Here is a 22,633-nt window from a genome sequence, read left to right as displayed (position 1 = left end):
GCAAGCGCGTGGGCCATCCTGGTGGAAACGGCGCGCCGAATGCGCCGCTTCGGGACATTCCGTGTGGGAGCGGCCTGCTTCGGCGCGCACCCACCCTGAACGGGCCGCGGCGAATCAGCCACCCTGCATGGCGCCGTTGATCATCCACGGCACACCGAAGCGGTCAGTGAGCATGCCGAAGCGCTTGGCCCAGAACGTTTCCTGCATCGGCATCACCACGGCGCCGCCTTCCGACAGTTCGTTGAAGATGCGATCGGCTTCGTCCGCCTCATCGACGCTCAACGCGATCGAGCAGCCCTTGACGCCTTCGTACGGATGCGCGGGATGGTTGTCGGATGCCATCAGCACCTGGTCGCCGGCCTGCAGCCGCACGTGCATGATCTTGTCGCGGTGCGAAGCCGGCATGTCCTCGCAGCCTGGCGTCTCGCCGAAGCGCTGCACAGACACGAGTTCGCCGCGCAGGCAGCGGGCGTAGAAGTTGAAGGCTTCCTCGCAGTTGCCGTTGAAGACCAGGTAGGGATTGATCTGCATATGTGCTGTCCTCGATTGACACTTGATTGTGGAGTGCCTGGCGAATGAAGCCTGCCTTCAATGAGCCAGCTGTTCGCGCAGGCGCGCTTCCTGGTCCGCGAGCTCGGGTGTCAGCGCTGCGCCGAAGTCCTCGGCTTCGAATACCGGACGGATCTCGATGGTGGATTCGCCGGGATGCGGGTTCGGGCAGCGCTTCACCCACTCCACAGCTTCTTCCATCGAGCTGACCTGCCAGATCCAGAAGCCGGCGACGAGTTCCTTGGTTTCGCTGAAGGGTCCATCGACTACCGTGCGCTTGTTGCCCGAGAACTCCACGCGCTTGCCACGCGATGACGGGTGCAGGCCCTCGCCCGCGAGCATCACGCCGGCCTTGACCAGTTCCTCGTTGAACCTGCCCATGTCGGTGAGCAGTTTTTCATCCGGCATCACCCCGGCTTCCGAGTCTTTCGAGGCTTTGACGATCACGAAAACGCGCATGTTCCTTCTCCTGTTCGGTTGGAAATCGCGGGACCTTCTTCCGGGAACCCGCGCTGTTGCAAGAACGACGATGGAGGGAAGAAAAAATCGACACGCAGTCAAAGACTGCCGACGCACTATTCCGCGTTCAACTCGACGATAGGTTTGAAACCGCCCCAGAACATGCGCATGCCATCGAACGGCAGGCTCTTGGGATCCATCATGTCGGCCAACCGTGGATCGGACATGACCTTCTTGTTGATCCGGTCGCGCTCGCGTCGATTGCGATAGACCACCCACGCGAACACCACGACTTCATCCTTCTTCAGCTGCACCGCCTGCGGGAACGACGTGACCTTGCCCGGTTGCACGTCGTCGGCGACGGATTCGATGTACTGGAGCGCGCCATGCTCCATCCAGATCTTTCCCGCGCGGCGCGCCATCTTCTTGTAAGCATCCAGGTTCGCGACGGGAACCGGCAGCACGAAACCATCGACGTAGCTCATACGAATCTCCTCGGTGTGTGTTGTTGCGGAACGCAACGGCTTATTTCGTGGATTTCTTCGCGTCCGTGGCAGCGGCGTCTTCCTTGCCGGCCGGCAGCACGGCCTCGGCCTGGATGCGCAGGGTCACGTTCATGTCGAAGCCCCAGTCCTTGCCCGCGGACAGGCCGAACTCCTCGCGGTTGAACGTACCGATGGCGTCGGCCCCGCACCAGTCGCGCTTGAACATCGGATGCGGCTGGCACTTGAACGAATTGATCTTCAGCGTGAGCGGACGGGTAACGCCATGCAGGGTCAGTGCCCCGACTATCTCGGTGGGCTTGCCGTCCTTGAAGCCCTTGAGTTCGCCGCGATACACCGCCTTCGGATGCGATGCCGTATCGAAGAACTCCTTGCCGCGCGCCCAGGCATTCAGATCGTCCTGGCCGTAATCGATGCTGTCGAGGTCGATCTCGACCGCGACGCTGCCCTTGCCCTCTTCACGATCGAGGATCACGGTGCCAGTCGTATGGTTGAACTTGCCGCGCCAGAGGGACATGCCCATGTGGTCGGCTTCGAAGCTCGGATAGGTGTGGCTGGGGTCGAGCTCGTAGGTCTTGGGCGTGGCGCCGGCGGCGCCGCAGGAAAACAGCAATACGAAGGCGAATGCGGGGTTAAGCAGCTTGCGGGTCATCGTCGTTCTCCCTGGGTGGATATGACTGCGACGAATGAACGGGCCGATATTCGACATGCCCGGGTTCCCCGGACGTGATGAATGCGCCGGAGATTCCAGTTGATGCGCCCGGGGAAGGATGACGTCAGCCCTCCCTTCATGCACGTGAGTCATCCACGCGAGGGAATCGCCGCACACAAGCATCAAATTCCCTTGCGATTGGATTGGCGATTACTTCGCCTTTAACCCTCGCTGGCCGCTGGTCTAACGCTCCACCTCCTAACCTCGCGCATGTCCGCGATCGAACTGCGGATCGGGGACCGAGCGATGCACCGCAAACCACAACAGGGAGCAACTGATGCCTACCAACCAGAACCAGAACCGCAACCAGAACCGCGAAGGTCGCGGCTTCGCCGGCATGGACGAGGACCAGCAGCGCAAGATCGCGCAGAAAGGTGGCGAAGCCGTGAGCCGTGATCGTCAACACATGTCCGAAATCGGCCGCAAGGGCGGCGAGGCTTCGGGCGGCAATCGCCAGGGCAGCAATCGCGAACGCTCATAAACAGCACCGAACCATTGCAAAGGCGCCTGCGGGCGCCTTTGTCTTGTTTGGAACACGCGACTATTTACCTCAAAAGAAAACGCCGGCCACTTGGGCCGGCGTGTTCATGTGCATCGATGGAGGTGCTGTGATCAGCCCGGCGAACGCTCCGTCCGCCCATCGCGTCGTGCGCCAGCCGGCGCAGCGCGGCCATTGCCGCGATGCTGCTTGGGTCCGGCGTGCGCGTGGCGCGGAGCCGGCTTGCCGTGCGGGCGATGACCGCGCGACGGCCGCTGGCCACTGCCACCCGGCTTGGGCAGCGGTGCGTTGAGCTGGATCGGGCGGCTCGGCGCGAAGCCTTCCACGACCACCAGTTCGACCGACGTCTTCAGCATGTTCTGGACCTGGCGCAGCAGGCCACCCTCTTCCGGCGCGACCAGCGACAGCGCTTCGCCGCTGGCACCGTTGCGGCCTGTGCGGCCGATGCGGTGGATGTAGTCCTCGGCGACCATCGGCAGGTCGTAGTTGATGACCAGCGGCAGGTTCGGGATATCGAGGCCACGCGCGGCGACGTCGGTGGCCACGAGCACGCGCGCCTTGCCGGTCTTGAACTGGATCAGCGCCTTGGTGCGCTGCGCCTGGCTCTTGTTGCCGTGGATGGCGACGGCCTTCAGGCCCGAGGCTTCGAGTTGTTCGGCCAGGCGGTTGCAACCGTGCTTGGTCTTGCCGAACACCAGCACCTGTTCGGTGTAGCGCGTGGTCAGGATCTGCGTCAGCAGGTCGCGCTTGCGCGAAGCATCGACCGGATGCGCGCGATGGGCGATGGTGTCGGCGATGGTGTTCTGCGCCGCGATCTGGACCTGGCGCGGATTGCGCATGAATTCCAGCGCCAGCGCCTTGATCTGCGCCTCGAAGGTGGCCGAGAACAGCAGCGTCTGCCGCTGCGCCGGCAGCTTGCCGAGGACGCGCTTGATCGCGGGCAGGAAGCCCATGTCGAGCATGCGGTCGGCTTCGTCGAGCACCAGCACTTCGATGTTGTCGAGGCGCGCGGTGCCGCGTTCCAGGTGGTCGATCAGGCGGCCGGGGCACGCGACGAGCACGTCGACGCCACGGCGGAAGTTGTCGATCTGCGGTTGCATGCCGGCACCGCCGTAAATCGCGGTGATGTTCAGGCGCAGGTGCTTGGCGTACGCGCGCAGGCTCTCGCTGACCTGGAGGGCGAGTTCGCGGGTCGGCGTGAGGATCAGTGCGCGCGGCTTGCGCGGGCCGCTGGGCGGCGTCTGCTTGGCAAGGCGGTTCAGCAGCGGCAGGCCGAACGCGGCGGTCTTGCCGGTACCGGTCTGGGCGCCGCCGAGGACGTCATGGCCGGCAAGCGCCAGCGGGATGGCTTCGGCCTGGATCGGCGTCGGCGTGGTGTAGTTGTTTTCTGCAAGCGCGCGCAGCAACGCGGGCGCAAGCCCGAGGGATTCAAACGTCATGTACAGCTCCGTATTACCGCGCCGGCAGGCCGGTGCGGGATCTCGAAGCTTTCCTTGGAACCGCGCTGCGAGTGGGTGATTGAACGGTGCCGGATGCTCCGGACCGCGTCTGCGCGACGAAAGGCGTACGGGAGTTACCAGCCAGAGGCTGGGGCCGCGGATCGGCTCGGGAGCCGTACGGCGGCGGGCTTACCTAGGAAAACGGATCAGCCGTGCGCGAACGGGGCGAACTGTACGCGAATGGGCATCTCGCCGCCAGCATGGGCATGCAACCCATTCAGAAAGCACGCCGTAGCGGGAGCCATACCCATCAACTCGGGAGCAATAAGCTGGACGAAAGCGGCGAGAGGCCCGCCGCCACGCAATCACGCCTTGCGCAGGAAGATCGTCTTCAGCACCAGGCCCTTGATCTTGTCCGAGTTGCCTTCGATGTGCTCCGCGTCCTCTTCGACCAGGCGGATGTTGCGGATCACCGTGCCCTGCTTGAGCGGAATCGAGGAGCCCTTGACCTTCAGGTCCTTGATCACGACGACGGTGTCGCCATTGGCGAGCACGTTGCCGTTGCTGTCGCGCACGACGGTTCCGCCTTCCTGAGCGGCTTCCCCCGCCATCGGCCATTCGAAGCCGCAATCGGCGCAGACGAAGTTGCCGCCGTCCGCATAGGTGTTCTCGAGGGTGCATTGCGGACAGGCGGGAGCGGTGGGCACGAACGGCATCCGTGGGAAGAAGACGCGTATTTTACGGCCGCATGCGAGGCCCGCCCAAACAGGACGTCACGCGGTGGGGGCGCTCAGTCGTCCGGCGAGCCGTAGCGCAGCCAGCGTTCGGCTTCGGCGGGATCGACAAAGATGCGCAGGTTGATCCCGAGATCCCGTGTGAGGATCTCGCCGTGCTCCACGGCCGACAGGAGCTCCGGCCGCCGCTCGATCACGGCGATGCGATCGAAGTTCCCTGCCTCGTCGCGGAAGATCATCGCCATTTCGGCAAGCTGCTGCGGCGTGGCCGGGTTCTCCTTCATGCGGTCTAACACCAGCATCCTGCGCAGGCCGCGCGCATGGGCTTCCGCCACCAGAGCCTTCCAGTACGCGATCCGCACTGGCTGGGAGTCCACGCCGCAGCTGACGTCAACATGGAGGAAACCGCCGCGCTCGGCGAACTGCAGTGAGTATTCGGGGCCGGTCCTGGTCTCGTCGCGCATGTGCCACCTCCGGCATCGGTTCCTGTCTCAGTACTACGCGTCCGGAACCACGCTTCGGCCTTCGCGTGCCGAAACCAATGCCGCCTCCAGCACCGCCATCACCGCAACCGCCTGTGCCGGCGTCACCGGATTGTCGCCACACCCCAGCAATGCATCGCGGACCGCCGCGTAGTAGCGCGACTGATCTCCACGCGCGCTCTGCCGGTGCTCCACCATCCCGTCGCCGCCAATCACCTGCAGGGCATCGAGATCCACGCCCCACTCCGCATCACCCGGCCGGACGCCTGCCAGCAGCTGTGGCTCCTGCGGATCGGGACACCTCTTCAACAGGCTGCCGCGTGTTCCATGGACCAGAAAGCGTGCGCCGCCGCCCGCCGCGAGCATCCCCAACTGCAGGATCGCGCGACGCTCGCCGAAGCCCAGCACGACGTGCGCCCAGTCGTCGGTCTGCGCACCTTCGCGCTGGGTGGCTGTGCTGGCCTGGACGAAATCGGGTGGTCCCAGCAGCTGGAGCAACTGATCGATGAGGTGGGGCGCGAGATCCCAGAGAACACCGCTTCCGGGACCTGCCTGTTCGCGCCAGCGCTCGCGCACTTCCGGACGGAAGCGTTCCAGGCGCGATTCCAGGTGCATCGGCTCGCCGATGACGCCCTGCCCGATGGCTTCGCGGATTGCGAGGAAATCGGTGTCCCAGCGACGATTCTGGAACACCGACAGCAGCCGCCCGGTTTCATCCGCCAGCGCCGCGAGTTCGCGCGCTTCGGCAAGCGAAAGCGTGAACGGCTTGTCGACCACCACGTTGCGGCCGGCCTGCAGCGCGGCACGGGCCAACGGCGCGTGGCTGTCGTTCGGCGAAGCAATGACCACGAGATCCACGCGCGGATCGGTGACGGCGCGCATCGGATCGTCGATCACTTCGACATCGGGCAGGTCCGCGTGCACTTTGGCTGCATCGCGGGATGCGACGAAATCCAGCGACAGGCCTTCGACGGCCCGGATCAGGGGCGCATGGAACACGCGGCCAGCGTAGCCGTAGCCGATCAGTGCCACGCGCAGCGGCTGGAGCGATCGCGTCATGAGTTTCCTCCGGGGCGGGCTCATCACCTTAGCGGTAGCTTCCTGAGCCTGCCAGCGCGGATCGGACTAGTGGAAAGTCCAGTCTGCTGCCACCGGAAGATGCTGGGCGGCTTCACCGTAAAATGCGGATCGCCTGTGCCCACGGACCTTCATGACCACGCATCCCGCCACCGACGTACTCATCATCGGTGGCGGCGCGGCGGGCCTGATGTGCGCGATAACGGCCGGCCAGATCGGCAAGCGCGTGGTGGTCATCGAACACGCGAACCGCGTCGGCAAGAAGATCCTGATGTCCGGCGGCGGACGCTGCAATTTCACCAACACGGGCGCGTCGCCCGCGAACTACCTTTCGGCGAATCCGCATTTCTGCAAGTCCGCCCTCGCCCGCTACACGCCGGCGCACTTCATCGAGATGGTCGAACGGCACGGCATCGCCTATCACGAGAAGGAGCTCGGACAGCTGTTCTGCGACGAGTCGTCGAAGCTGATCGTGAAGATGCTGCTGGACGAATGTGCCGCTGCAGGTGTCCGCGTCGAAACCTCCTGCAGCATCGAACGCGTGGTCCACGGCGACAGCGGGACCTTCCACCTGCACACCACGCGCGGCGTGCTCACTGCACCTGCGCTGGTCGTCGCGAGCGGTGGGCTGTCGATCCCGAGCATGGGCGCCACTGGCTTCGGCTACGAACTCGCCCGCCAGTTCGGCCACGACGTGCTGCCGACCCGCGCGGGACTGGTGCCGCTCACGCTCAGCGGCAAGCACCAGGAGCGCCTGCAGGATCTCAGCGGCGTGGCCTTCCCGGTGGAGGCGCACTGCAACCGCAAGTCGTTCACCAACTACCTGCTGATCACGCATCGCGGCGTCAGCGGGCCGGCGATCCTGCAGATCTCCTCGTTCTGGCAGCCGGGCGACGACCTGCGCCTGGACCTGCTGCCGGGGATGGATGCATTTGAAACGCTGCAGCGCCTGCGCCACGAACGTCCCGCCACGGAACTCAAGAATGTGCTCGGCGACCTGCTGCCCAAGCGTTTCGCCCAGCGCCTGTGCGAACACTGGCTGCCGAACCGGCCGATGAAACAGTTCAACGAGCCACAGCTGCATGAAATGGCGGACCTGCTCGGCTCGTTTCCGCTGGTAGCCAGCGGTACCGAGGGCTATCGCACCGCCGAAGTCACGCTGGGTGGTGTCGATACCGATGGGGTGTCGTCCTCGACCATGCAGTCAAAGAAGGTGCCAGGGCTTTACTTCATCGGCGAAGTGATCGATGTCACCGGTTGGCTGGGTGGTTACAACTTCCAGTGGGCATGGGCATCGGGGCACGCGGCGGGTATCGCCGCCTGATTCGCCGAACGCCTCAGCGCTTCTCGGTCACCGCGCGGCGCAGGTTGATCCGCGCCTTCGCATCCAGGCGCTCATGGAACCAGTCGCTCAGGAAGATGCGTTCCTTCACCAGCAACCCCTTGAGAAAACGGCGCCGGTTGAGCTTGAACAACCACGCGGGAACAAGACCGCGGTATTCGGCGGTGATGCCTCGGTCGTAAGCGGCGAACGTCGCGGCATCGGCTGCGAGGATCGCCATGTCGCAGTCCAGGAACAGCGCGGCGTCGCGATCCACGTCGCCGAGGCCGAGCGAACCATGGCGCGCAGTCAGGTTGATCAGCTTGGCAACACGAGCCACATCGATGCCGCGATCGGGCAGCCATCTCGCGATGTGTTCCACCGCCAGTTCCGCCGAACGTGCTTCGTTGTCCTTGCGCCCGGCCTCGTAGATCGCATCGTGGTAGAGCACGGCGAGCCGCACTTCCTGGGGCTGCTCCCAACCCGGTCCGTTCGCGACTTCGTCGTAGTGGCGCAGCACTTCCTCGACATGCGCAAAGTCATGGTACGCGCGCGGCGGCGTCGCATAGGCCTCGCGCAGCGCGTCCCATTGCGCTGGTGGCAGGAATTCGGAATCGGACATCGCTCGCGCCGTGGTCGGAACCGGTGCGAGCATAACGAACGCGCTGCCATCCATGGCGACGAAGCAGCAGACTACTGCGCAGGCGGCATGGGCAGCGGCTCGCCCACCGCATTCATTGCATGCCATTGGCCCCACGTATCGCGGATGCCGTTGCCCGCGGCGCGGTCCGCACTCGTATCCGCAGCGTAGTGGTACAGCGGATGGCCGTTGTAGGTGACCTGGCGCGACCCGTCTGCGCGTTCGATGACGCCGATCATGCTGGCCTGCAGGTTCGCGCTACCGGTCGGCAATGTCTCGTTGGCGAGCAGCGGTGGCCAGGCGCGCGTGCAGTCGCCCGTGCACTTGCTGCCATCCTTGTCGCCTTCGAGGTAGTACAGCGCCCTGCCCGCGCTGTCTGCCAGGTAAGGCTGGTCGACGCCGGCAGTTACCAACTGCAGGGCGTTCGGGCCCGCCGCAGTTGCGGCTGCCGGGGCGGGAGCTGGGCTGGTGGGGACTTCGGGCACGGTCACGCGTTCGGTCGTGTTTGCGGTGTCGGGCGCCTCGCGACGGCACCCGCTGGCGAACGCACCGACGAAGAAAAGACAGCTGATGAACAGGGGCATGGTGCGCATGGCGTCCTCGCGTCGGTCTGCAACAGATCACTTGTAAGGCCGTTGCCGTGAACATGCGGTACTCGCCGCATCCGATGGCATCCACCACACGCGCAGTGCGCGCAGTGCGCGCCTTCTGGCCGCGCCCGTCGGCGCAATCGTGCGCAAGCCGCACGCTACAAGCGGCGCACTTCGCCAGAAAAGACGCCTGCAAAGGCCTCGCGACACACTTGCCCGTATCATGGCGCATGACCGAACGCGCCCCTGAATTCGCCGACCTGCCGCTCAATCCCGCACTTTTCCAGGGTCTGGATGCCCTGGGCCACGTGCAGATGACGCCGGTGCAGACCCAGAGCCTGCCCGCCCTGATCGAAGGCCGCGACCTGATCGCGCAGGCGCCTACCGGCAGCGGCAAGACCGCGGCTTTCGGCCTGGCACTGCTGCACCGCATCGATCCCGGGCAGATCCGCCTGCAGGCGCTGGTGCTGTGCCCGACGCGCGAACTCGCCGACCAGGTCAGCAAGCACATCCGCAAGCTCGCTACCGGCATTCCCAACCTCAAGCTGATGACGTTGACCGGCGGCGTGGCGCTCGCGCCCCAGCTCACGTCATTGGCCCAGCACGCGCCGCACGTGGTCGTCGGCACCCCGGGCCGGGTGCAGGAACTGCTGCGCAAGCGCGCGCTCGACCTGCGTGATGTGCGCGTGCTCGTGCTCGACGAAGCCGATCGCATGCTCGACATGGGTTTCGAGGAATCGATCCGCGAGATCGTCGGCAAGACACCGTCGGACCGGCAGACACTGCTGTTTTCGGCCACCTATCCCGAATCGATCCGCACGATCGCAGCGCGCGTGATGCGCGATCCGGTCGAAGTCACCGTGGAAGGCGCGCAGCAGCAGGCCACGATCGACCAGCGCTTCTTCGACGTCGACCCGGCGCAGAAGCCCGCTGCACTCGCGGGCCTGCTGATGGAATACGCGCCGGAATCCACGGTGGTCTTCTGCAACATGCGCAAGGACACCGAGGAAGTCGTTTCGTCGCTCGCCCACCTCGGCTACACCGCGCTGGCGCTGCACGGCGACATGGAACAACGCGATCGCGACGAGGTCCTGGTCCGCTTCGCCAACCGCAGCTGCAATGTGCTGGTGGCCAGCGACGTCGCCGCGCGCGGCCTCGATATCGACGACCTCGGCGCGGTGATCAATTACGACGTGCCCAATGACGCCGACACCTATGTGCACCGCATCGGCCGGACCGGCCGCGCGGGACGCACCGGCCTTGCCTTGACCCTGTGCACGCCGCGCGAGCTTCCGCGCTCGACCGCGCTTGCGCAGCAGCTCGGGATCACCATCCGCTGGGAACGCCCGACGCTTGCGGCGCTGCGTCCGCGCAGTGCTCCCCCGGCGGCAACGGTCACGCTGCGCATCGACGCCGGCCGCACCGACAAGCTGCGCCCGGGCGACATCGTCGGTGCGATCACCGGAGATGCAGGGCTGCCCGCCGATGCCGTGGGCAAAATCGATGTCTTCGCCACCCGCAGCTATGTCGCGATCAAGCGCAACCAGGCCGAGAAGGCGCTGGCACGGCTGCAGGCCGGCAAGATCAAGGGACGCAAGTTCCGGGTTCGCCGGATCTAGGCAGACAGGTTTGCCGTCGCGAGCCGCTCGCGCACGGTAGCGAACACGCGGGCCAGATCGCGTAGCGCGGCGGACGACAGCGACATTTCCGCCGACTCCCTGTCTGGTCCTGTCCAGGCGATCGCGACGCGATTGCTCTGGCGGAGTTCCTCGATCACCAGGACGTGGTCTTCGCCGAAGGCATTCCGCAAGCGCCCGACATGAGTTGCGGCGTCGGCGCAATACAGATTGAAGGCAGCGGCGCCTGCTTCCGCCAGTGATTCGCGGCAATCGTCGTAGAACGCCTGGGTCGACAACGCATCCGGGATGCCGGTCTCGTCATATCCATCGACCAGCAAAAGGTCGAAACGGCCGCGGCGCCCTTGCAGGAAACGCGCGCCATCATCGAGAAACACCTGGAAACGCGCATCGTCGTCGGGCACGCGGAACTTCCGCCGCAGCGCCAGCACGTGCGGATTGTTCTCGACGACTTCGATCCGTGCCTCCGGCAGGTGCCGATAGCAGTACTTCGGCTGCGAGCCGCCGCCCAGCCCGATGATGCCGATGCTGCGTGGCCGTGGCGCCAGCACCAGCGCGCCCAGCATCGTACGCGTGTAATCGATCAGCAGGCGGTCGGGATCGCGCGTGACCATCTGGCTTTGGGAGACGCCACGCACGAACTGCAGCTCGGTGGTGTCGCCGCGACGGCGCACGGCGGGCTTGCGAAGACTGGGCGGAAGAGCCTCGCCCGCACCACGCGCGCTAAACAGCGCGGCCAGCCATGCACGCCAGCCTATGGGGGCGGATGCCATCGAATCAGCGGAGCTGGCTGTCTTTGCTGCCGCGACGGTTGTAGCCGCTGAAACCGGCCTGTTCCTCGTCGCGGACTTCCTGGCAGGCCACGCAAAGGCGCACGCCAGGAATCGCCTTGCGGCGTGCCTCCGGAATTTCGGCGTCGCATTCTTCGCAGCGCATCAACCCAGGTCCCTGTGGAAGCTGGCTGCGGACGCGCTTGATCGCGTCCTTGATGGTGGCGTCGATCTGGTCCTGTACGGCGCCGTCGCCGGCCCAGCCAGTTGCCATGGGAGTTCTCCGAAATGCGTGCCTATTATGCAAAGCATAGCCACTGGTGCATGAATTCAGCGCTAAACGGGTTGCCTGGATGAATCGCCGGATCACCGATTCCCATCGCCTTCCACATACCAGCGCAGCACCCCCGCAGGCAGCGATTCCTCGAACGGAATGGCAAACGCGCGAAGGGCATCCAGCGCGTCACGAACCGCATCCTGCGCCGGAGTAGACCCGGCCCGGTGCTCCAGTTCGTCGATCGTCAGCATGGCTTCGGTCCATGAATACAACAGTTCGCGCTGTTGCATCAGCCGGTCGCGCAGCCAATCGCGGGCCGGTGCATGCATGGCGTATCCCTCGTTCTCCAGCGAGAGCAGCGCATGATCCAGCCCCGCCTGCGCTCCGCGGTACCACTCGCCATGGCCGCCGGCTTCCGGGGCGATAGTCAGCGGCACCGTGGCATTGAACTCGGCGAATTCGCGCTTGAAGCGGCTTTCGAGCGAACGCGCGTCGCGCACGGCTTCGGTTTCCACCAATGCAATGCGATCAACGTCGAAGAACTCGAACCAGCGCCGATGCAGCGACTGGAAACGCCGCAGGGGATCGCGCGAGAAACCCAGTTTCAGCTGGTCTTCGTACGCGCACGGCGCGACATACAGGAAGCAGCGGTTGCGGCTGAGCGTTCGCGTGGTCGCCGGATCGCGCGGATCGACTGGCATGGCCGCAGACTAAACCAGGCCACCCGTGATTGACCTGGCACTAACATCCGCCGCGATAACGTCGCCTTGCCAGATGAAGGCGACGGACCGAGGACCGTTTCCAGAATTCCGGCACGGAAGGCTCAGCCGCGAGATTCATCTCACGCCGCTGGGCCTTCTTGTTTCTGCGCCTTTGCGCTTTCGCGGCTGGCGAGCGGCGGTAACGCACCCGTAACAGCGGCCGGTTTCCACTGATGCCTGTCGCCGCCACGGAGGCCCGCATGTCACCTGTCCTGCATGTCCAGTCGGGCGCGCTGGTCGCGCATCGCCTGCTGGATGTCGCCAACGAAATCGACCTCTCCCACGCCGAAGCCCTCTGGGCGGCGCATGCGGGCCGCGAAAGCCGCCGGACCCGTCTGGCCACCGCCGCCGCAAATGAGCTGACGTTCGGTGTTCCACCGACCCTGTTGGCCATGTCGCCGATCGAGGTCGAGCTCGAAGGCGCGATCTTCCGCGCGGAGATGACTGCGCGCCTCTACGACTTCGGCGCCATCGTGATTGCGGTGCGACTTCCGGTGAGTGGCGTCACCTGGAACGATTTCACCGGCTACTTCAATGCGCTCGACCGGCTTACTGCCGATGGTTCGCCGCTATGGCGCGACGCGCTCAGGAACGTCATCGGCGTGGTCGGACCCGCGCTGCACCGCCCGGCCACCGAGCACCTGCAGGAGGACTACCTGTTCGCGATCGTGCACGCGTTCGCTCAACCGATGACCGCCACGCAGATCCTCGAACAGGCCAACCTGCCCGCGTTGCTTTCCGGCGAAACCCGGCGCCTTTCGGCACAGGAATCGGCCGCCATCACCGAGCAGGCGTATTCGTATTTCGAGGACGACCTCGTCGTGCTCAACTGGGACCGGGCCTTCCTGTACGAACCGCGCCGTGATTCGGATGTCATCGACATCATCGAAGTCGCCAACGCGCAACTGCTGGAGATGCGCTACTACGACGAACTGCTCGATACCGAACTCGCGCAGATGTACGAACTCGTGGCCAACGCGCACGGCGGATTGTCATTGCTGGCCTCGCGCCGGGCCGCGCGCCTGGCGCGCCGGCTGTACGGCCTGGTCGCGGAAGTGACCGAACTCACCGAGCGAGTCGAGAACTCGTTGCAGGTGACCGAAGACGTATATCTGGCGCGCATCTACGGCACGGCGCTGGACCTGTTCCGCGTGCCGCGCCTGAGCGCCGCCGTCGATCGCAAGCTCGCGATCATCCGTGACACCTACATAGCCCTGTACGACGAAGCCTCGAGCCGCCGCGCCGAGCTCCTGGAACTCGCGATCGTGTTGCTGATCGTCTTCGAGATCATCCTCGCCCTCGCGCGGCCCTGAGCACGCGCCGGCATTTCCGCCAACAACCGTCTGTCGCCGGGCGCCGGATCGCAACGCCGGCATACGGCGGCGGGAATACACTCGCCGCAGGCCGTCTGTCCGTGCGTCGGGGGTCTGCCATGCACGCGCTGTTTCTTGCGACCGCCCTATTCCTTGGCGAACCCGGCGAAGGCGCGGTTGTTCCTGCTATTCCGGTTGCAGTTGAGCCCGCGGCATCGGTCACCGCCGTACCAGCGGAACTTCGCCAGCGCTTCCACGACGAGGTGCTCTCGTCACCTGCAACCGGGCGGCAACGCCTCGAGCAGGTCCTGCACTTCATGCTCGATGCCGACGCGCTCGCCATCACCTACGACCAGGGCGCGACATATACGGTCGAGCAGACCTATGCGCAGCGCCGGGCCAACTGCCTGTCGTTCACCCTGCTCTTCCTCGCACTTGCGCGAGAAGCAGGAATCGATGCGCGTCCACAGGAAATCGAGGACACGCTGTCCTGGCACCAGGAGCAGAACACGATCTTTCGCAACAACCACATCAACGCGGGTGTCCGCATCGACGGGCAATCGTTCACCATCGATACGTCAGGCGACACGCTGATCGCGGGCGATCGCCCCGTGGCGATGACGGAACGGCGGTTGCTTGCGCACTACTACAACAATCTCGCCATGGACCAGCTCGCACGGAGCAACGCAACGGCTGGCCAGGAATTGATGGATGCGGCCCTGGCCCAGGATGCGACCTACGCTCCCATCTGGAGCAATGCCGGTGTCCTGCTGCTGCGACAAGGCAGTGTTTCCGCTGCGCAGCGCGCCTACCAGCAGGCGCTGAAACTGGATCCCGAGGAAGACGGCGCGCTGTTCAACATGATCAGCCTGAGCCGGCGCCTCGGCGATGCACGGCGCGAAGAGGAATTCCGCCGGCGTCTCGATCGCGTGCAGCAGAGGGATCCACTGCACCACTTCATGCAGGCGATGGATTACGAGCGCAACGGCGACTACACGCAGGCGATCCGTCACTACCGGCTGGCAATCCGCCTGCACGCGGGCGAGCATCGCTTCTATTCGGCGCTGGCGCGCGCGTACCTGAAGGCCGGCAATGCACGCGGCGCGGGCCGCGCTCTCAAGCGCGCGCAGGCGCTGACCGACGGCGCTACCCGCGCCGCCTATCGCGCCCAGTTGCAGGAGTTGAAATTACCGGGGTTGAAGCGTTCTTCGAACTGATCGCTCAGCCGCGCTGGCGTGCCGTGCGCAAGCTGCGCACGACGCCCGCGACGATCACGCCCGCGAACAGCGGCAAGGGTTCGAAGTGGCCGGTCGCGGAAGCGGTGATGGCTCCGCAGACAGCGGCGAGGACAAGGATGAGAAGCAGGTCGATGCGAGGCACGGCGATATCCGGACGGCATAAGTGGAGGCGTGGTGCAGGCGTCCATGCACCGGTTCTTCGCCTGCGCACGCTGCTGTCCTTGTAGGACCCCTGCTTCGCGACAAAGTCTAGGTGTGATTGTTGTGTGAAGCATGAACGCGGACACGTTCATGTGCCTGACTTGGGAATCTGTAAGCCGCTTTTTTCAAAGTGCACATGAAGTCACACATCGGCGGCACCGTGAAAGCCCGGCTCGCTGCAGGTCATGCGCTTTGCGGCGCTTCGTCCTCGCAACGCGCTCCCGGATCCGCCACGGGCGCGGTCGCACCCGCGGGCACTTCCGACGGAATGGCGACTTCATCTGGCTTCGTTGGCAGCATGCGCGCCTTGCGCCAACCGCCCCAACGGTAATAGGCGACGGACAGCGTCAGCGACACCAGTGAACTGGCCGGAAAACTCCACCAGATCGCATCGACGCCCAGCTGCGGTTGCAGCCAGTTGGCGAACGGCACGCGCACGCCCCACAACGCGAACGCGAGGATCAGCAGCGGCGGAATCACCGCGCCCGTCGCCCGTACCACGCCTGCGATCACGAACGTCACGCCGAAGAACAGGAACGACCACACCGCAATGTGGTTGAGGTGCCGTGCCACTTCAAGCGCCGGGCTTGCCGCCGGAAGGAACAATGCGAGCGTATGGCGATCGAACAGGATCAACGGTGCGATCAGCGCACCGGTGAGCACGAAATTGAAGATCACGCCGCTGCGCGTGGTCGCGGCCACGCGATCCCATTGCCGCGCCCCGACATTCTGCGCGGCCATCGACGAGCACGCCGCACCGATCGCCATCGCCGGCATCTGCACGTAGGTCCACAACTGCAGCGCGGCGCCATAAGCCGCGGTGGTATCGGTGCCGTGGCCGTTGACCATCGTCATCATCGCGATCATCGCCAGCGAGATCACGATCATCTGCATGCCCATCGGCACGCCCTTGGTGACCAGAGCGCGGACGATGGCGAAGTCGGGCCGGTAAAGCCCACGCTCGCCGCGACTGATCCACAGCGCGTGGCGGCGATGGCGCAACCACAGCAGCATCGAGGTCAGGCCGATCGCATTGGCGATCAGCGTGGCGGTCGCGGCGCCGGCGATACCCATCTCCGGCATGGGCCCGATGCCGAAGATCAGCAGCGGGTTGAACACGATGTCGAGGACGACGACCAGCAACAGGAAAGCGAACGGAGTGCGCGTGTCGCCGGCACCGCGCAGGATCGCCGACAGGAAGGCGAACAGGTACAGGAATGGCACCGCCGCGAAGATGATCTTGAGGTACGCATCGGCGTAAGGCAGTGCCGCAGCGGGTGTTCCCATCCACGCCAGCACATGCCGTGAGAACGGCAGGCCAATCGCGGCGACGAGCAGCGACACGCTGAAGAAGAAAGTCGCGCTCGTGCCGATCACCCGCTTCGCACCGGCCTGGTCGTGCCGGCCCATCGCCTGCCCGACCAGGATAGTTGCAGCCATGCCCACGCCGAACACCGCGCCGAGCAGGAAGAACAGGATGTTGTTCGCGTTCGCCACGCCGGTCAGTGCTTCCTCGCCGAGGAAGCGGCCGACCCACACGGCATTCACCGAGCCATTGAGCGACTGCAACACGTTGCCGCCGAGGATCGGCAGTGCGAAGAGGAACAGCGTGGAGGCAATCGGCCCCTGCGTGAGATCGCGGCGTTTCATCCGGGCGGCGTGCGGGAAGCTCCCGGGAGCTTAACCGCACGCAGGCGAAGACTCCTTTGACTCAGGCGGTGCCGCACTGCAGGTTGGCGAAATCGGGTTCTTCCAGCTGGCGGACCTCGCATTCGATTTCCCACTCGGGGCCGTGGGTGAGCAGGAAGCGGCGCGTCAGCTCGACGGCTTCGTCCATCGAATCGGCCTTCACAACGGCGTATCCGCCGATGACTTCCTTGCTCTCCGTGAAAGGTCCGTCCACCACGCTGGTCTGGCCGCTGCGGAGCTTCACGCGAACGCCCTCGGCGGTCGGGCGAAGGCGTGCGGTATCGAGCAGGACGCCCGCCTTGGTCATCTCCTCTATCAGGCGGCCCATGTCCGCCATCAGCTGTTCGCTCGGCTGCATGCCGGAGTTTTCATTGATCCGGACCATGGAAAGAAATCGCATCGCGTTGCTCCTCGTACTGGTTGTCCGGCTGGATTGCCGGCTCTTGCAGAAGCGACGAATGAAGCCGCGGGGAATCGACATTGGTTTCCTGAAAATCTTCCAGGCCATCGGCACCCGTCCGCTTGCAGCCATTCCTCGCAGGCAAACAGAAGACCCGCCGGCTGGCGGGTCTTCGTCATTGCCTGGCGATCAGCCGACCCGATCAGCCACCAGGCGGCATCGTGTTGGCGCGCTGGGCGTCGACTTCGGCTCTCGACAACGTGCCATTGCCGTCCTTGTCCGCCATCGAGAAGTTCTGGCGAAGCGAACTGGTATCGGGTAGTTCGTCCTGCGAAATGCTGCCGTCGTTGTTGGTGTCCATGTCGTCGAACGACGTGGTTGCATCGGCCGTCGTCGTTGCCGGCGGAACCGGCGTGGTGGGTTCGATCCCAGGCGCCGTGGTCGTATCCGGCGTGCCGGTGGTGTCGGTGGTCGCCGTGCTCGTACTCGGCGTCGTGGTTGACGGTGTCGTGGTCGTGTCCGGCGTTGTCGAAGGTGTCGTGGTGGCCGGCTCGGTGCGTGCCGTTTCATCGGCACGATTGCAGCCGGCAACTACAGCCAGTGACAACGCTGCGGAAAGGATGGCGATCTTGCTCGGTTTCATTTGGAAGTCTCCCTATGAATGCAGCGGCGTATTGCAGCGCAAAGCTCGCAGCCGGTACGTAAACGAGTGGTGAGACTTCCGGAGCAAAACGTATACGAGCGCGTGGAAACGGGCTTCACCTTCATGAGCCTTGTGGCAAAGCCGGTTCATTTCACCGATGGGCAGTGCTCGAGCAGCAGATAGCCATCAGAGGACACGCGAGCCGCGGTCCTCGCTACACGACTTCCAGGTGCTTTTCGTAGCGCCACACCTCGAGATCAAACGGGCCTTCGCTCGTCTCCACGGCAACCACCGACGACCCGGCGCGGGTCCATCCGCATTTCTCGTAAAACCGCGCTGCACGGTCGTTGCCGATCGCACAGCCGAGCCAGGCCTTTGCGGCGCCGGCCTCCTTGAGACGCATCTCGGCATCGGCAACGAGCGCAGCTGCGACTCCCTTTCCACGCGCAGGAGCGCTGACGAAGAGCTGATACAGCTCGTCATCCCTCAACGTGCAGAAACCCACGACGTCACCATCGATCTCCGCCACGCGCGTGCTCGCCAGCCCTTGCAGCAGCCGGTCGCGAAAGCTTTCCAGCGTGCGGAGCCGCTTGAGTTCCTCCGGCAGGAGGGAGGCGTGTGCGTCCTGCCATCCGTGGTACCAGATCTGCGCGAGTCGATCGAGTTCGCCGGGGCGTGCGTCCCTCAGCATGATGTGTGTCCTTCCCACGAACCGCTGCGGAGACTACAGCGAGTTCGCTTGACGATTGGCGGCGCTTACCGGCCGAACCGCCACCGTTGGTTCACAACCCCCTGCTGCCGGTGGTGTACGCTTGCCGGCAGCAAGCCGTTTCATTCGCGCGTCCCGCCCGACCGCCCGGTCGCTCGCTTCGCTCCCTTCATGCGCCATCACCCTGTTCCAGGGTGACGCCCCCACGGGAGCGCCGTTGCCAGGCTACTCGACCCGCAAGCTCTCGCTGACCATTGGCGGCCAGCCCTGGCGGCTGCGTGTGTTGAGCGATCTCCAGCAATTCGGCGATCCCGACGGTCACGGCGAACGCCTGGGCATTTCCGCAGCGCAATGGAGTCTTTTCGGGCAGGTCTGGCCTGCCGGGCTGCTTCTGGCGCAGGCGATGCTCCAGCTGAGTCTCAAGGGCGACGAACGCATCCTCGAACTCGGTTGCGGGATTGGCCTGGCGAGCCTGGTGCTGCAACGCCGGGGCTTCGACGTGGTCGCAAGCGATATCCATCCGCTGGCCGAGCCGTTCCTCGCGTACAACTCGGCGCTCAATGAACTTCCGGCCGTGCATTACCGCCAGCTGCGCTGGGACCAGCCGCTGCCGACGCTCGGCCAGTTCGATGTGATCGTGGCCAGCGATGTGCTCTACGAACAGGGCCATGCCGGACTCATCAGCGACGTGATCGAGCGTCATGCGCGCGACAAGGCGCAGGTGGTGGTGACCGACCCGGGGCGCGGCAACAGCGCGCGGTTCACCCGCTTCATGCAGGTGCAGGGCTACGAACTCGAGCAATCGCGATGCGCGATGAACGATGAAGACAAGCCGCCCTATCGCGGGCGGCTTCTGAAATACCACCGCGATGCCGCCGGAGTTGCGACATGTCCGGCATGACGATCGGAAGCCGCGCGACACGCAACGCGCCCGCTCCGCTACCCACCCACCCACGCGTGGATTGCGCCGCATGCCCCGATGGGCTCGCGTGCGACACCCGCCTCGCCATCTACTGACAGGAGACCACCCCATGGCACGCCTACGTCCGCCTGCCGACCGAACCTTCCGGCAAAAAGAGCCCGATTCCCGGCTGCTCACCAGTGAACGCATCGCCAACGACCTGCGCACCTTCCAGAAATCGGGCGGCCGCATCGAAGTGCTCGGCGTGACGCAGGTGCTCAAGAAGCTCGGTGAAGCCGGATCCGCACCCGATGCACCTACGCCTACACCGGTACGTCCCGGTGCCGGACGCCGAAGCTCGCGCTGACAGCACGTCGAACACGTACGTAGCCTTACGAAGGAAGTTGGCATGAAGCACCAGATCGCGATCTTCAGATTCACCCTGGGCCAGGGACAGAGCATCGGTCCCACCCAGTTGCAGGCGCTATGGGCGCGCGCCTGCCAGACGCCCCACGTGAGCGTCGGGCGCCAGCCCGGCCCGCACGGGAGCGACCGGCCGACGTATTCGCTGTATGCCTCGCAGCAACTGCCGGATCTGCCCAACGTGGAGCAGCGGCTTCGCGAACTGCTGGACCAGAGCAAGCTGCGGGCATCGCTGATCCCGCTGCACCAGCGCTGAAAAATCCGCGCACTTCAGTCTCTGAATCGCCCGATAGCGGCACCAGAAACCCTGAAACTGAACCGAAGAGCGAAAAACATTTGCTTTGTGGGCCCCGGGCACTTACCGTGGCCAAGCTGAGTTCGCCAAGGGTCACCCTGAATCGTGGCCCGATGTTGTAGATTCCGTTTCACTACATCGTTGCACCCCGCTTCTCCTTGCAACCAGCTTCCGCCGCACCAGCGGCATTCATCCGTTCCAAGGAGTTACAACGATGTCGAATCGTGAAACCGGTACCGTCAAGTGGTTCAACGACGCCAAGGGCTTTGGCTTCATCAGCCGTGAAAACGGCGAAGATGTGTTCGTGCATTTCCGCGCGATCCAGTCCTCGGGCTTCAAGAGCCTGCAGGAAGGCCAGAAGGTCACCTTCGTAGTCGCCAAGGGCCAGAAGGGCCTGCAGGCTGACGAAGTCCAGACCGTCTGATCCTTTCAGGCACAAGCAAGACCAGGAGCCCGGCTTAGGCCGGGCTTCTTTTTTCAGCGGTACGGCTCTTCAGCCACCGCCATCCCATACGCCATCCCCATACAAGCGAGACGCGACCATGGCCAAGCCCAACTACTCTTTCGAAAAGCGCCAGCGTGAACTGGCCAAGAAAAAGAAGAATGACGAAAAGCAGGCCAAGAAGCAGGCCGCCAAGGACGCTGCGAATCCGCCTTCGTCCAAGGACACCACGTCAGGTTCCTGATAGGAGGCCGACAGGCCCCTTCAGCTCACTGAACCGCGTAGACCTTGCCGGTATCCGACCCCTCGACTGACCGGCTGTAACCCAGCGCGACGCGCGCGGCCGACACCGGCTCGAAGCCGCGGAAGAACGGTCCCAGGTCCTCCATCGATTCCGCGAGCACTCCCGGGCTGACCGCATTGATGCGCAGGCCGCGCGGCAGTTCGATTGCAGCTGCGCGAACGAAGGCTTCGATGCCACCGTTCGCCAGGCTCGCCGCCGCGCCATAAGGCACTGGCTGGTCAAACAGCACCCCCGACGTGAGGGTGATCGACCCGCCATCGCGCAGGAACTCCTGGCCAACCAGCGCAAGGTTCACCTGCCCCATCAGCTTGTTGGCGACGCTGTAAGCCCATTGCTCCTGCGTCAGTTCCAGCAGTGGCGCCCAACCAACCTGCCCGGCCGCCGACACGATCGCATCCACCGGCCCCAGTGATTCCAATGCCTTGCGAATGCTCGCCGCATCCGCCAGGTCCAGAGTGACTGTCGCACCGCGCCGGCCCGCGGCGATCACCTCGTGCCGCGCCTTCAGCTCCGTCGCTACGCCCCGGCCAACCGTGCCATGGGCACCTACCAGAAGAATCTTCATATCGTCTCTTCACTCGCGACCGGATTGGTCTTGGCAGCGACTTTAATCAAGCGGAAGAATTGGATAATCCGGCCTAAAGTGGAAATACTGTTTACCAATGGAAACAGTCAGCCATCGCTTCGATCAGGCACTGGCCCTGCTCACCGTGGCCGAGAGCGGGAGTTTCACCCGCGCAGCCGAGCGCCTGGGCGTGTCCAAGGCCTACATCAGCAAGCAGGTCAGCGAGCTGGAAACCGCATTCGGCGTGCGCCTGCTCCACCGCACGACGCGTCGGATCGCACTCACCGAGGCCGGCCGGCTCTACCTCGACTACGCGCGACAGGCCCGCGACCTGCTCGGTGACGGCGAGCGCGCCGTTTCCTCCGTGCGCACCGAAGTCGATGGGCTGCTGCGCATCACGGCACCGACGTCGCTTGGCGACAGTTTCCTGGTCGACCTGCTGGCGGACTTCAGCGCACGCCATCCCCTGGTGCGCTTCGATGTGGATTTGTCGATCGCGCAGCGCGACCTGATCGGAGAAGGTTTCGACTTCGCTATCCGCATGGCACGAACGCTGGATCCTTCGCTGATTGCGCGCGGCATTGGCGTGATGCGCGAGCTGATCGTCGCCAGCCCCGATTACCTGTCGCTCCATGCGCCTGACGGCATCACCGAACCAATGCAGCTGCGCGCGCTCGAAGCCCTGCGCAACCGTTCCTTCCGCGACGACGGACAGTGGATCGTGCAACGCGGCGACGAAAGCATCACCGTGCCGGTGCAGGGCTCGCTGGCGATCAACCACTTCATCGGCATGCGCCGCGCCGCCTTGCGCGGAATCGGCATCGCGCGGTTGCCACGCTACCTTGTGATCGACGAATTACACGCGGGGCGGTTGGTGGAACTACTGCCCGAATGGCGGCTGCCCGTAACGCCGGTTGCCCTGGTGTACCCGAGCCGCGAACATCTGCCGCAGCGTTCGCGTGCATTCCGCGACTTCGTCATCGAATGGTTCCAGGATCCGGCGCATTCGGATCTGTTGCGCTAGCAGCAGGCAGGCGTCGGGCACTTTCCCTGCTCGAAA

30 protein-coding genes are annotated in these 22,633 nt (G+C 64.7%); 11 read left to right on the top strand and 19 right to left on the bottom strand.

Annotated features, from left to right (window positions below; all coding sequences use genetic code 11):
* Positions 1-114: 114 nt before the first annotated feature.
* The 4 genes from ASD14_RS06920 to ASD14_RS06905 all read right to left on the bottom strand — a co-directional run bounded on the left by ASD14_RS06920 (position 115) and on the right by ASD14_RS06905 (position 2,163).
* On the bottom strand, positions 115-531 hold the full coding sequence (locus ASD14_RS06920) for a VOC family protein (protein WP_056130900.1): 417 nt from the start codon (positions 529-531) through the stop codon (positions 115-117).
* Positions 532-588: 57 nt separating this feature from the next.
* On the bottom strand, positions 589-1,008 hold the full coding sequence (locus ASD14_RS06915; RefSeq protein ID WP_056130897.1) for a YciI family protein: 420 nt from the start codon (positions 1,006-1,008) through the stop codon (positions 589-591).
* A gap of 116 nt (positions 1,009-1,124) precedes the next feature.
* Positions 1,125-1,493, bottom strand: coding sequence for a DUF1428 domain-containing protein (locus tag ASD14_RS06910; protein ID WP_056130894.1), 369 nt, complete (start codon positions 1,491-1,493; stop codon positions 1,125-1,127).
* A gap of 40 nt (positions 1,494-1,533) precedes the next feature.
* Entirely contained in the window at positions 1,534-2,163 is a 630-nt protein-coding gene (locus ASD14_RS06905) for a YceI family protein (RefSeq protein WP_056130891.1), read from the bottom strand.
* A 337-nt stretch (positions 2,164-2,500) separates the two neighbouring features.
* Here ASD14_RS06905 and ASD14_RS06900 point away from each other — a divergent pair, with 337 nt between their 5' ends.
* Positions 2,501-2,704, top strand: coding sequence for a KGG domain-containing protein (locus ASD14_RS06900; RefSeq protein ID WP_056130886.1), 204 nt, complete (start codon positions 2,501-2,503; stop codon positions 2,702-2,704).
* 131 nt (positions 2,705-2,835) lie between these two features.
* Here ASD14_RS06900 and ASD14_RS06895 read toward each other — a convergent pair whose 3' ends face one another.
* The 4 genes from ASD14_RS06895 to ASD14_RS06880 all read right to left on the bottom strand — a co-directional run bounded on the left by ASD14_RS06895 (position 2,836) and on the right by ASD14_RS06880 (position 6,436).
* Positions 2,836-4,161, bottom strand: a complete 1,326-nt coding sequence (locus tag ASD14_RS06895; RefSeq protein WP_056130883.1) for a DEAD/DEAH box helicase — start codon at positions 4,159-4,161, stop codon at positions 2,836-2,838.
* 365 nt (positions 4,162-4,526) lie between these two features.
* Positions 4,527-4,868, bottom strand: coding sequence for a zinc ribbon domain-containing protein YjdM (locus ASD14_RS06890; protein ID WP_056132225.1), 342 nt, complete (start codon positions 4,866-4,868; stop codon positions 4,527-4,529).
* 83 nt (positions 4,869-4,951) lie between these two features.
* Complete coding sequence (locus ASD14_RS06885; RefSeq protein WP_056130880.1) at positions 4,952-5,359, bottom strand: hypothetical protein; 408 nt, start codon at positions 5,357-5,359, stop codon at positions 4,952-4,954.
* A gap of 33 nt (positions 5,360-5,392) precedes the next feature.
* Entirely contained in the window at positions 5,393-6,436 is a 1,044-nt protein-coding gene (locus ASD14_RS06880) for an oxidoreductase (protein ID WP_056130878.1), read from the bottom strand.
* 151 nt (positions 6,437-6,587) lie between these two features.
* Here ASD14_RS06880 and ASD14_RS06875 point away from each other — a divergent pair, with 151 nt between their 5' ends.
* Positions 6,588-7,778 (top strand): NAD(P)/FAD-dependent oxidoreductase, encoded by a 1,191-nt coding sequence (locus ASD14_RS06875; RefSeq protein WP_056130875.1) that lies wholly within the window; start codon positions 6,588-6,590, stop codon positions 7,776-7,778.
* 13 nt (positions 7,779-7,791) lie between these two features.
* Here the strand turns inward: ASD14_RS06875 and ASD14_RS06870 are convergent, their stop codons facing one another.
* Positions 7,792-8,397: a hypothetical protein gene (locus ASD14_RS06870; RefSeq protein ID WP_056132223.1), complete on the bottom strand. Its 606-nt coding sequence runs from the start codon at positions 8,395-8,397 to the stop codon at positions 7,792-7,794.
* A 71-nt stretch (positions 8,398-8,468) separates the two neighbouring features.
* Positions 8,469-9,008 carry a hypothetical protein gene (locus ASD14_RS06865; protein WP_056130872.1) on the bottom strand — a complete coding sequence of 180 codons (540 nt, stop codon included), beginning with the start codon at positions 9,006-9,008 and terminating at the stop codon, positions 8,469-8,471.
* Positions 9,009-9,235: 227 nt separating this feature from the next.
* Here ASD14_RS06865 and dbpA point away from each other — a divergent pair, with 227 nt between their 5' ends.
* On the top strand, positions 9,236-10,624 hold the full coding sequence (dbpA, locus tag ASD14_RS06860; protein WP_056130868.1) for an ATP-dependent RNA helicase DbpA: 1,389 nt from the start codon (positions 9,236-9,238) through the stop codon (positions 10,622-10,624).
* Here dbpA and ASD14_RS06855 read toward each other — a convergent pair.
* The 3 genes from ASD14_RS06855 to ASD14_RS06845 form a co-directional block, all read right to left on the bottom strand.
* Positions 10,621-11,415: a fused MFS/spermidine synthase gene (locus ASD14_RS06855; RefSeq protein ID WP_157475150.1), complete on the bottom strand. Its 795-nt coding sequence runs from the start codon at positions 11,413-11,415 to the stop codon at positions 10,621-10,623. The genes dbpA and ASD14_RS06855 overlap by 4 nt on opposite strands.
* Before the next feature lie 4 nt (positions 11,416-11,419).
* Positions 11,420-11,686, bottom strand: coding sequence for a DksA/TraR family C4-type zinc finger protein (locus tag ASD14_RS06850; protein WP_056130863.1), 267 nt, complete (start codon positions 11,684-11,686; stop codon positions 11,420-11,422).
* A 92-nt stretch (positions 11,687-11,778) separates the two neighbouring features.
* Complete coding sequence (locus ASD14_RS06845; RefSeq protein ID WP_082538785.1) at positions 11,779-12,390, bottom strand: GIY-YIG nuclease family protein; 612 nt, start codon at positions 12,388-12,390, stop codon at positions 11,779-11,781.
* A gap of 260 nt (positions 12,391-12,650) precedes the next feature.
* Between ASD14_RS06845 and ASD14_RS06840 the strand changes: the two genes are divergently transcribed.
* Together ASD14_RS06840 and ASD14_RS06835 are read left to right on the top strand one after the other, a co-directional pair.
* Positions 12,651-13,763: a hypothetical protein gene (locus ASD14_RS06840; RefSeq protein WP_056130860.1), complete on the top strand. Its 1,113-nt coding sequence runs from the start codon at positions 12,651-12,653 to the stop codon at positions 13,761-13,763.
* A gap of 119 nt (positions 13,764-13,882) precedes the next feature.
* Positions 13,883-14,980 (top strand): tetratricopeptide repeat protein, encoded by a 1,098-nt coding sequence (locus ASD14_RS06835; protein ID WP_056130859.1) that lies wholly within the window; start codon positions 13,883-13,885, stop codon positions 14,978-14,980.
* A gap of 4 nt (positions 14,981-14,984) precedes the next feature.
* On the opposite strand, the gene ASD14_RS16030 is transcribed toward ASD14_RS06835, so the two are convergent.
* From ASD14_RS16030 to ASD14_RS06815, 5 genes are all read right to left on the bottom strand, one after another.
* Positions 14,985-15,143, bottom strand: a complete 159-nt coding sequence (locus ASD14_RS16030) for a hypothetical protein (protein ID WP_157475148.1) — start codon at positions 15,141-15,143, stop codon at positions 14,985-14,987.
* Positions 15,144-15,385: 242 nt separating this feature from the next.
* Complete coding sequence (locus tag ASD14_RS06830; RefSeq protein WP_056130856.1) at positions 15,386-16,852, bottom strand: MATE family efflux transporter; 1,467 nt, start codon at positions 16,850-16,852, stop codon at positions 15,386-15,388.
* Positions 16,853-16,913: 61 nt separating this feature from the next.
* Complete coding sequence (locus ASD14_RS06825; RefSeq protein ID WP_056130853.1) at positions 16,914-17,291, bottom strand: YciI family protein; 378 nt, start codon at positions 17,289-17,291, stop codon at positions 16,914-16,916.
* 202 nt (positions 17,292-17,493) lie between these two features.
* Positions 17,494-17,934, bottom strand: a complete 441-nt coding sequence (locus ASD14_RS06820) for an EF-hand domain-containing protein (RefSeq protein WP_056130850.1) — start codon at positions 17,932-17,934, stop codon at positions 17,494-17,496.
* A gap of 214 nt (positions 17,935-18,148) precedes the next feature.
* Complete coding sequence (locus ASD14_RS06815; protein ID WP_082538784.1) at positions 18,149-18,625, bottom strand: GNAT family N-acetyltransferase; 477 nt, start codon at positions 18,623-18,625, stop codon at positions 18,149-18,151.
* 235 nt (positions 18,626-18,860) lie between these two features.
* Between ASD14_RS06815 and ASD14_RS06810 the strand changes: the two genes are divergently transcribed.
* The 5 genes from ASD14_RS06810 (at position 18,861) to ASD14_RS16315 (ending at position 20,948) form a co-directional block, all read left to right on the top strand.
* Positions 18,861-19,544: a methyltransferase domain-containing protein gene (locus tag ASD14_RS06810; protein ID WP_056130847.1), complete on the top strand. Its 684-nt coding sequence runs from the start codon at positions 18,861-18,863 to the stop codon at positions 19,542-19,544.
* Positions 19,545-19,674: 130 nt separating this feature from the next.
* Positions 19,675-19,911: a hypothetical protein gene (locus ASD14_RS06805; protein WP_056130844.1), complete on the top strand. Its 237-nt coding sequence runs from the start codon at positions 19,675-19,677 to the stop codon at positions 19,909-19,911.
* A 42-nt stretch (positions 19,912-19,953) separates the two neighbouring features.
* Positions 19,954-20,223 carry a hypothetical protein gene (locus ASD14_RS06800; RefSeq protein ID WP_056130842.1) on the top strand — a complete coding sequence of 90 codons (270 nt, stop codon included), beginning with the start codon at positions 19,954-19,956 and terminating at the stop codon, positions 20,221-20,223.
* Positions 20,224-20,476: 253 nt separating this feature from the next.
* On the top strand, positions 20,477-20,686 hold the full coding sequence (locus ASD14_RS06795) for a cold-shock protein (RefSeq protein ID WP_056130839.1): 210 nt from the start codon (positions 20,477-20,479) through the stop codon (positions 20,684-20,686).
* A gap of 118 nt (positions 20,687-20,804) precedes the next feature.
* Positions 20,805-20,948: a hypothetical protein gene (locus ASD14_RS16315; protein ID WP_200947029.1), complete on the top strand. Its 144-nt coding sequence runs from the start codon at positions 20,805-20,807 to the stop codon at positions 20,946-20,948.
* Between the two features lie 25 nt (positions 20,949-20,973).
* On the opposite strand, the gene ASD14_RS06790 is transcribed toward ASD14_RS16315, so the two are convergent.
* Positions 20,974-21,573: a short chain dehydrogenase gene (locus ASD14_RS06790; protein WP_056130836.1), complete on the bottom strand. Its 600-nt coding sequence runs from the start codon at positions 21,571-21,573 to the stop codon at positions 20,974-20,976.
* A gap of 97 nt (positions 21,574-21,670) precedes the next feature.
* On the opposite strand from ASD14_RS06790, the gene ASD14_RS06785 reads away from it, so the two are divergent.
* The gene (locus ASD14_RS06785) at positions 21,671-22,597 is read left to right on the top strand and encodes a LysR family transcriptional regulator (RefSeq protein ID WP_056130834.1); all 927 of its coding nucleotides are present in this window, start codon (positions 21,671-21,673) and stop codon (positions 22,595-22,597) included.
* The last annotated feature ends 36 nt before the right edge of the window (positions 22,598-22,633 follow it).

The organism is Lysobacter sp. Root494 (assembly GCF_001427225.1).
Lineage (GTDB): Bacteria > Pseudomonadota > Gammaproteobacteria > Xanthomonadales > Xanthomonadaceae > Agrilutibacter.
Note: the sequence above shows the minus strand (reverse complement) of the source record. Positions and strands in the feature narration are given on the sequence as shown.

What these genes read in the sequence shown, in the direction of transcription:
- ASD14_RS06920 (WP_056130900.1), bottom strand. Translation starts at nt 531, where the DNA reads ATGCAGATCAATCCCTACCTGGTCTTCAACGGCAACTGCGAGGAAGCC.
- ASD14_RS06915 (WP_056130897.1), bottom strand. Translation starts at nt 1,008, where the DNA reads ATGCGCGTTTTCGTGATCGTCAAAGCCTCGAAAGACTCGGAAGCCGGG.
- ASD14_RS06910 (WP_056130894.1), bottom strand. Translation starts at nt 1,493, where the DNA reads ATGAGCTACGTCGATGGTTTCGTGCTGCCGGTTCCCGTCGCGAACCTG.
- ASD14_RS06905 (WP_056130891.1), bottom strand. Translation starts at nt 2,163, where the DNA reads ATGACCCGCAAGCTGCTTAACCCCGCATTCGCCTTCGTATTGCTGTTT.
- ASD14_RS06900 (WP_056130886.1), top strand. Translation starts at nt 2,501, where the DNA reads ATGCCTACCAACCAGAACCAGAACCGCAACCAGAACCGCGAAGGTCGC.
- ASD14_RS06895 (WP_056130883.1), bottom strand. Translation starts at nt 4,161, where the DNA reads ATGACGTTTGAATCCCTCGGGCTTGCGCCCGCGTTGCTGCGCGCGCTT.
- ASD14_RS06885 (WP_056130880.1), bottom strand. Translation starts at nt 5,359, where the DNA reads ATGCGCGACGAGACCAGGACCGGCCCCGAATACTCACTGCAGTTCGCC.
- ASD14_RS06880 (WP_056130878.1), bottom strand. Translation starts at nt 6,436, where the DNA reads ATGACGCGATCGCTCCAGCCGCTGCGCGTGGCACTGATCGGCTACGGC.
- ASD14_RS06875 (WP_056130875.1), top strand. Translation starts at nt 6,588, where the DNA reads ATGACCACGCATCCCGCCACCGACGTACTCATCATCGGTGGCGGCGCG.
- ASD14_RS06870 (WP_056132223.1), bottom strand. Translation starts at nt 8,397, where the DNA reads ATGTCCGATTCCGAATTCCTGCCACCAGCGCAATGGGACGCGCTGCGC.
- ASD14_RS06865 (WP_056130872.1), bottom strand. Translation starts at nt 9,008, where the DNA reads ATGCGCACCATGCCCCTGTTCATCAGCTGTCTTTTCTTCGTCGGTGCG.
- dbpA (WP_056130868.1), top strand. Translation starts at nt 9,236, where the DNA reads ATGACCGAACGCGCCCCTGAATTCGCCGACCTGCCGCTCAATCCCGCA.
- ASD14_RS06855 (WP_157475150.1), bottom strand. Translation starts at nt 11,415, where the DNA reads ATGGCATCCGCCCCCATAGGCTGGCGTGCATGGCTGGCCGCGCTGTTT.
- ASD14_RS06850 (WP_056130863.1), bottom strand. Translation starts at nt 11,686, where the DNA reads ATGGCAACTGGCTGGGCCGGCGACGGCGCCGTACAGGACCAGATCGAC.
- ASD14_RS06845 (WP_082538785.1), bottom strand. Translation starts at nt 12,390, where the DNA reads ATGCCAGTCGATCCGCGCGATCCGGCGACCACGCGAACGCTCAGCCGC.
- ASD14_RS06840 (WP_056130860.1), top strand. Translation starts at nt 12,651, where the DNA reads ATGTCACCTGTCCTGCATGTCCAGTCGGGCGCGCTGGTCGCGCATCGC.
- ASD14_RS06835 (WP_056130859.1), top strand. Translation starts at nt 13,883, where the DNA reads ATGCACGCGCTGTTTCTTGCGACCGCCCTATTCCTTGGCGAACCCGGC.
- ASD14_RS06830 (WP_056130856.1), bottom strand. Translation starts at nt 16,852, where the DNA reads ATGAAACGCCGCGATCTCACGCAGGGGCCGATTGCCTCCACGCTGTTC.
- ASD14_RS06825 (WP_056130853.1), bottom strand. Translation starts at nt 17,291, where the DNA reads ATGCGATTTCTTTCCATGGTCCGGATCAATGAAAACTCCGGCATGCAG.
- ASD14_RS06820 (WP_056130850.1), bottom strand. Translation starts at nt 17,934, where the DNA reads ATGAAACCGAGCAAGATCGCCATCCTTTCCGCAGCGTTGTCACTGGCT.
- ASD14_RS06815 (WP_082538784.1), bottom strand. Translation starts at nt 18,625, where the DNA reads ATGCTGAGGGACGCACGCCCCGGCGAACTCGATCGACTCGCGCAGATC.
- ASD14_RS06805 (WP_056130844.1), top strand. Translation starts at nt 19,675, where the DNA reads ATGGCACGCCTACGTCCGCCTGCCGACCGAACCTTCCGGCAAAAAGAG.
- ASD14_RS06800 (WP_056130842.1), top strand. Translation starts at nt 19,954, where the DNA reads ATGAAGCACCAGATCGCGATCTTCAGATTCACCCTGGGCCAGGGACAG.
- ASD14_RS06795 (WP_056130839.1), top strand. Translation starts at nt 20,477, where the DNA reads ATGTCGAATCGTGAAACCGGTACCGTCAAGTGGTTCAACGACGCCAAG.
- ASD14_RS16315 (WP_200947029.1), top strand. Translation starts at nt 20,805, where the DNA reads ATGGCCAAGCCCAACTACTCTTTCGAAAAGCGCCAGCGTGAACTGGCC.
- ASD14_RS06790 (WP_056130836.1), bottom strand. Translation starts at nt 21,573, where the DNA reads ATGAAGATTCTTCTGGTAGGTGCCCATGGCACGGTTGGCCGGGGCGTA.
- ASD14_RS06785 (WP_056130834.1), top strand. Translation starts at nt 21,671, where the DNA reads ATGGAAACAGTCAGCCATCGCTTCGATCAGGCACTGGCCCTGCTCACC.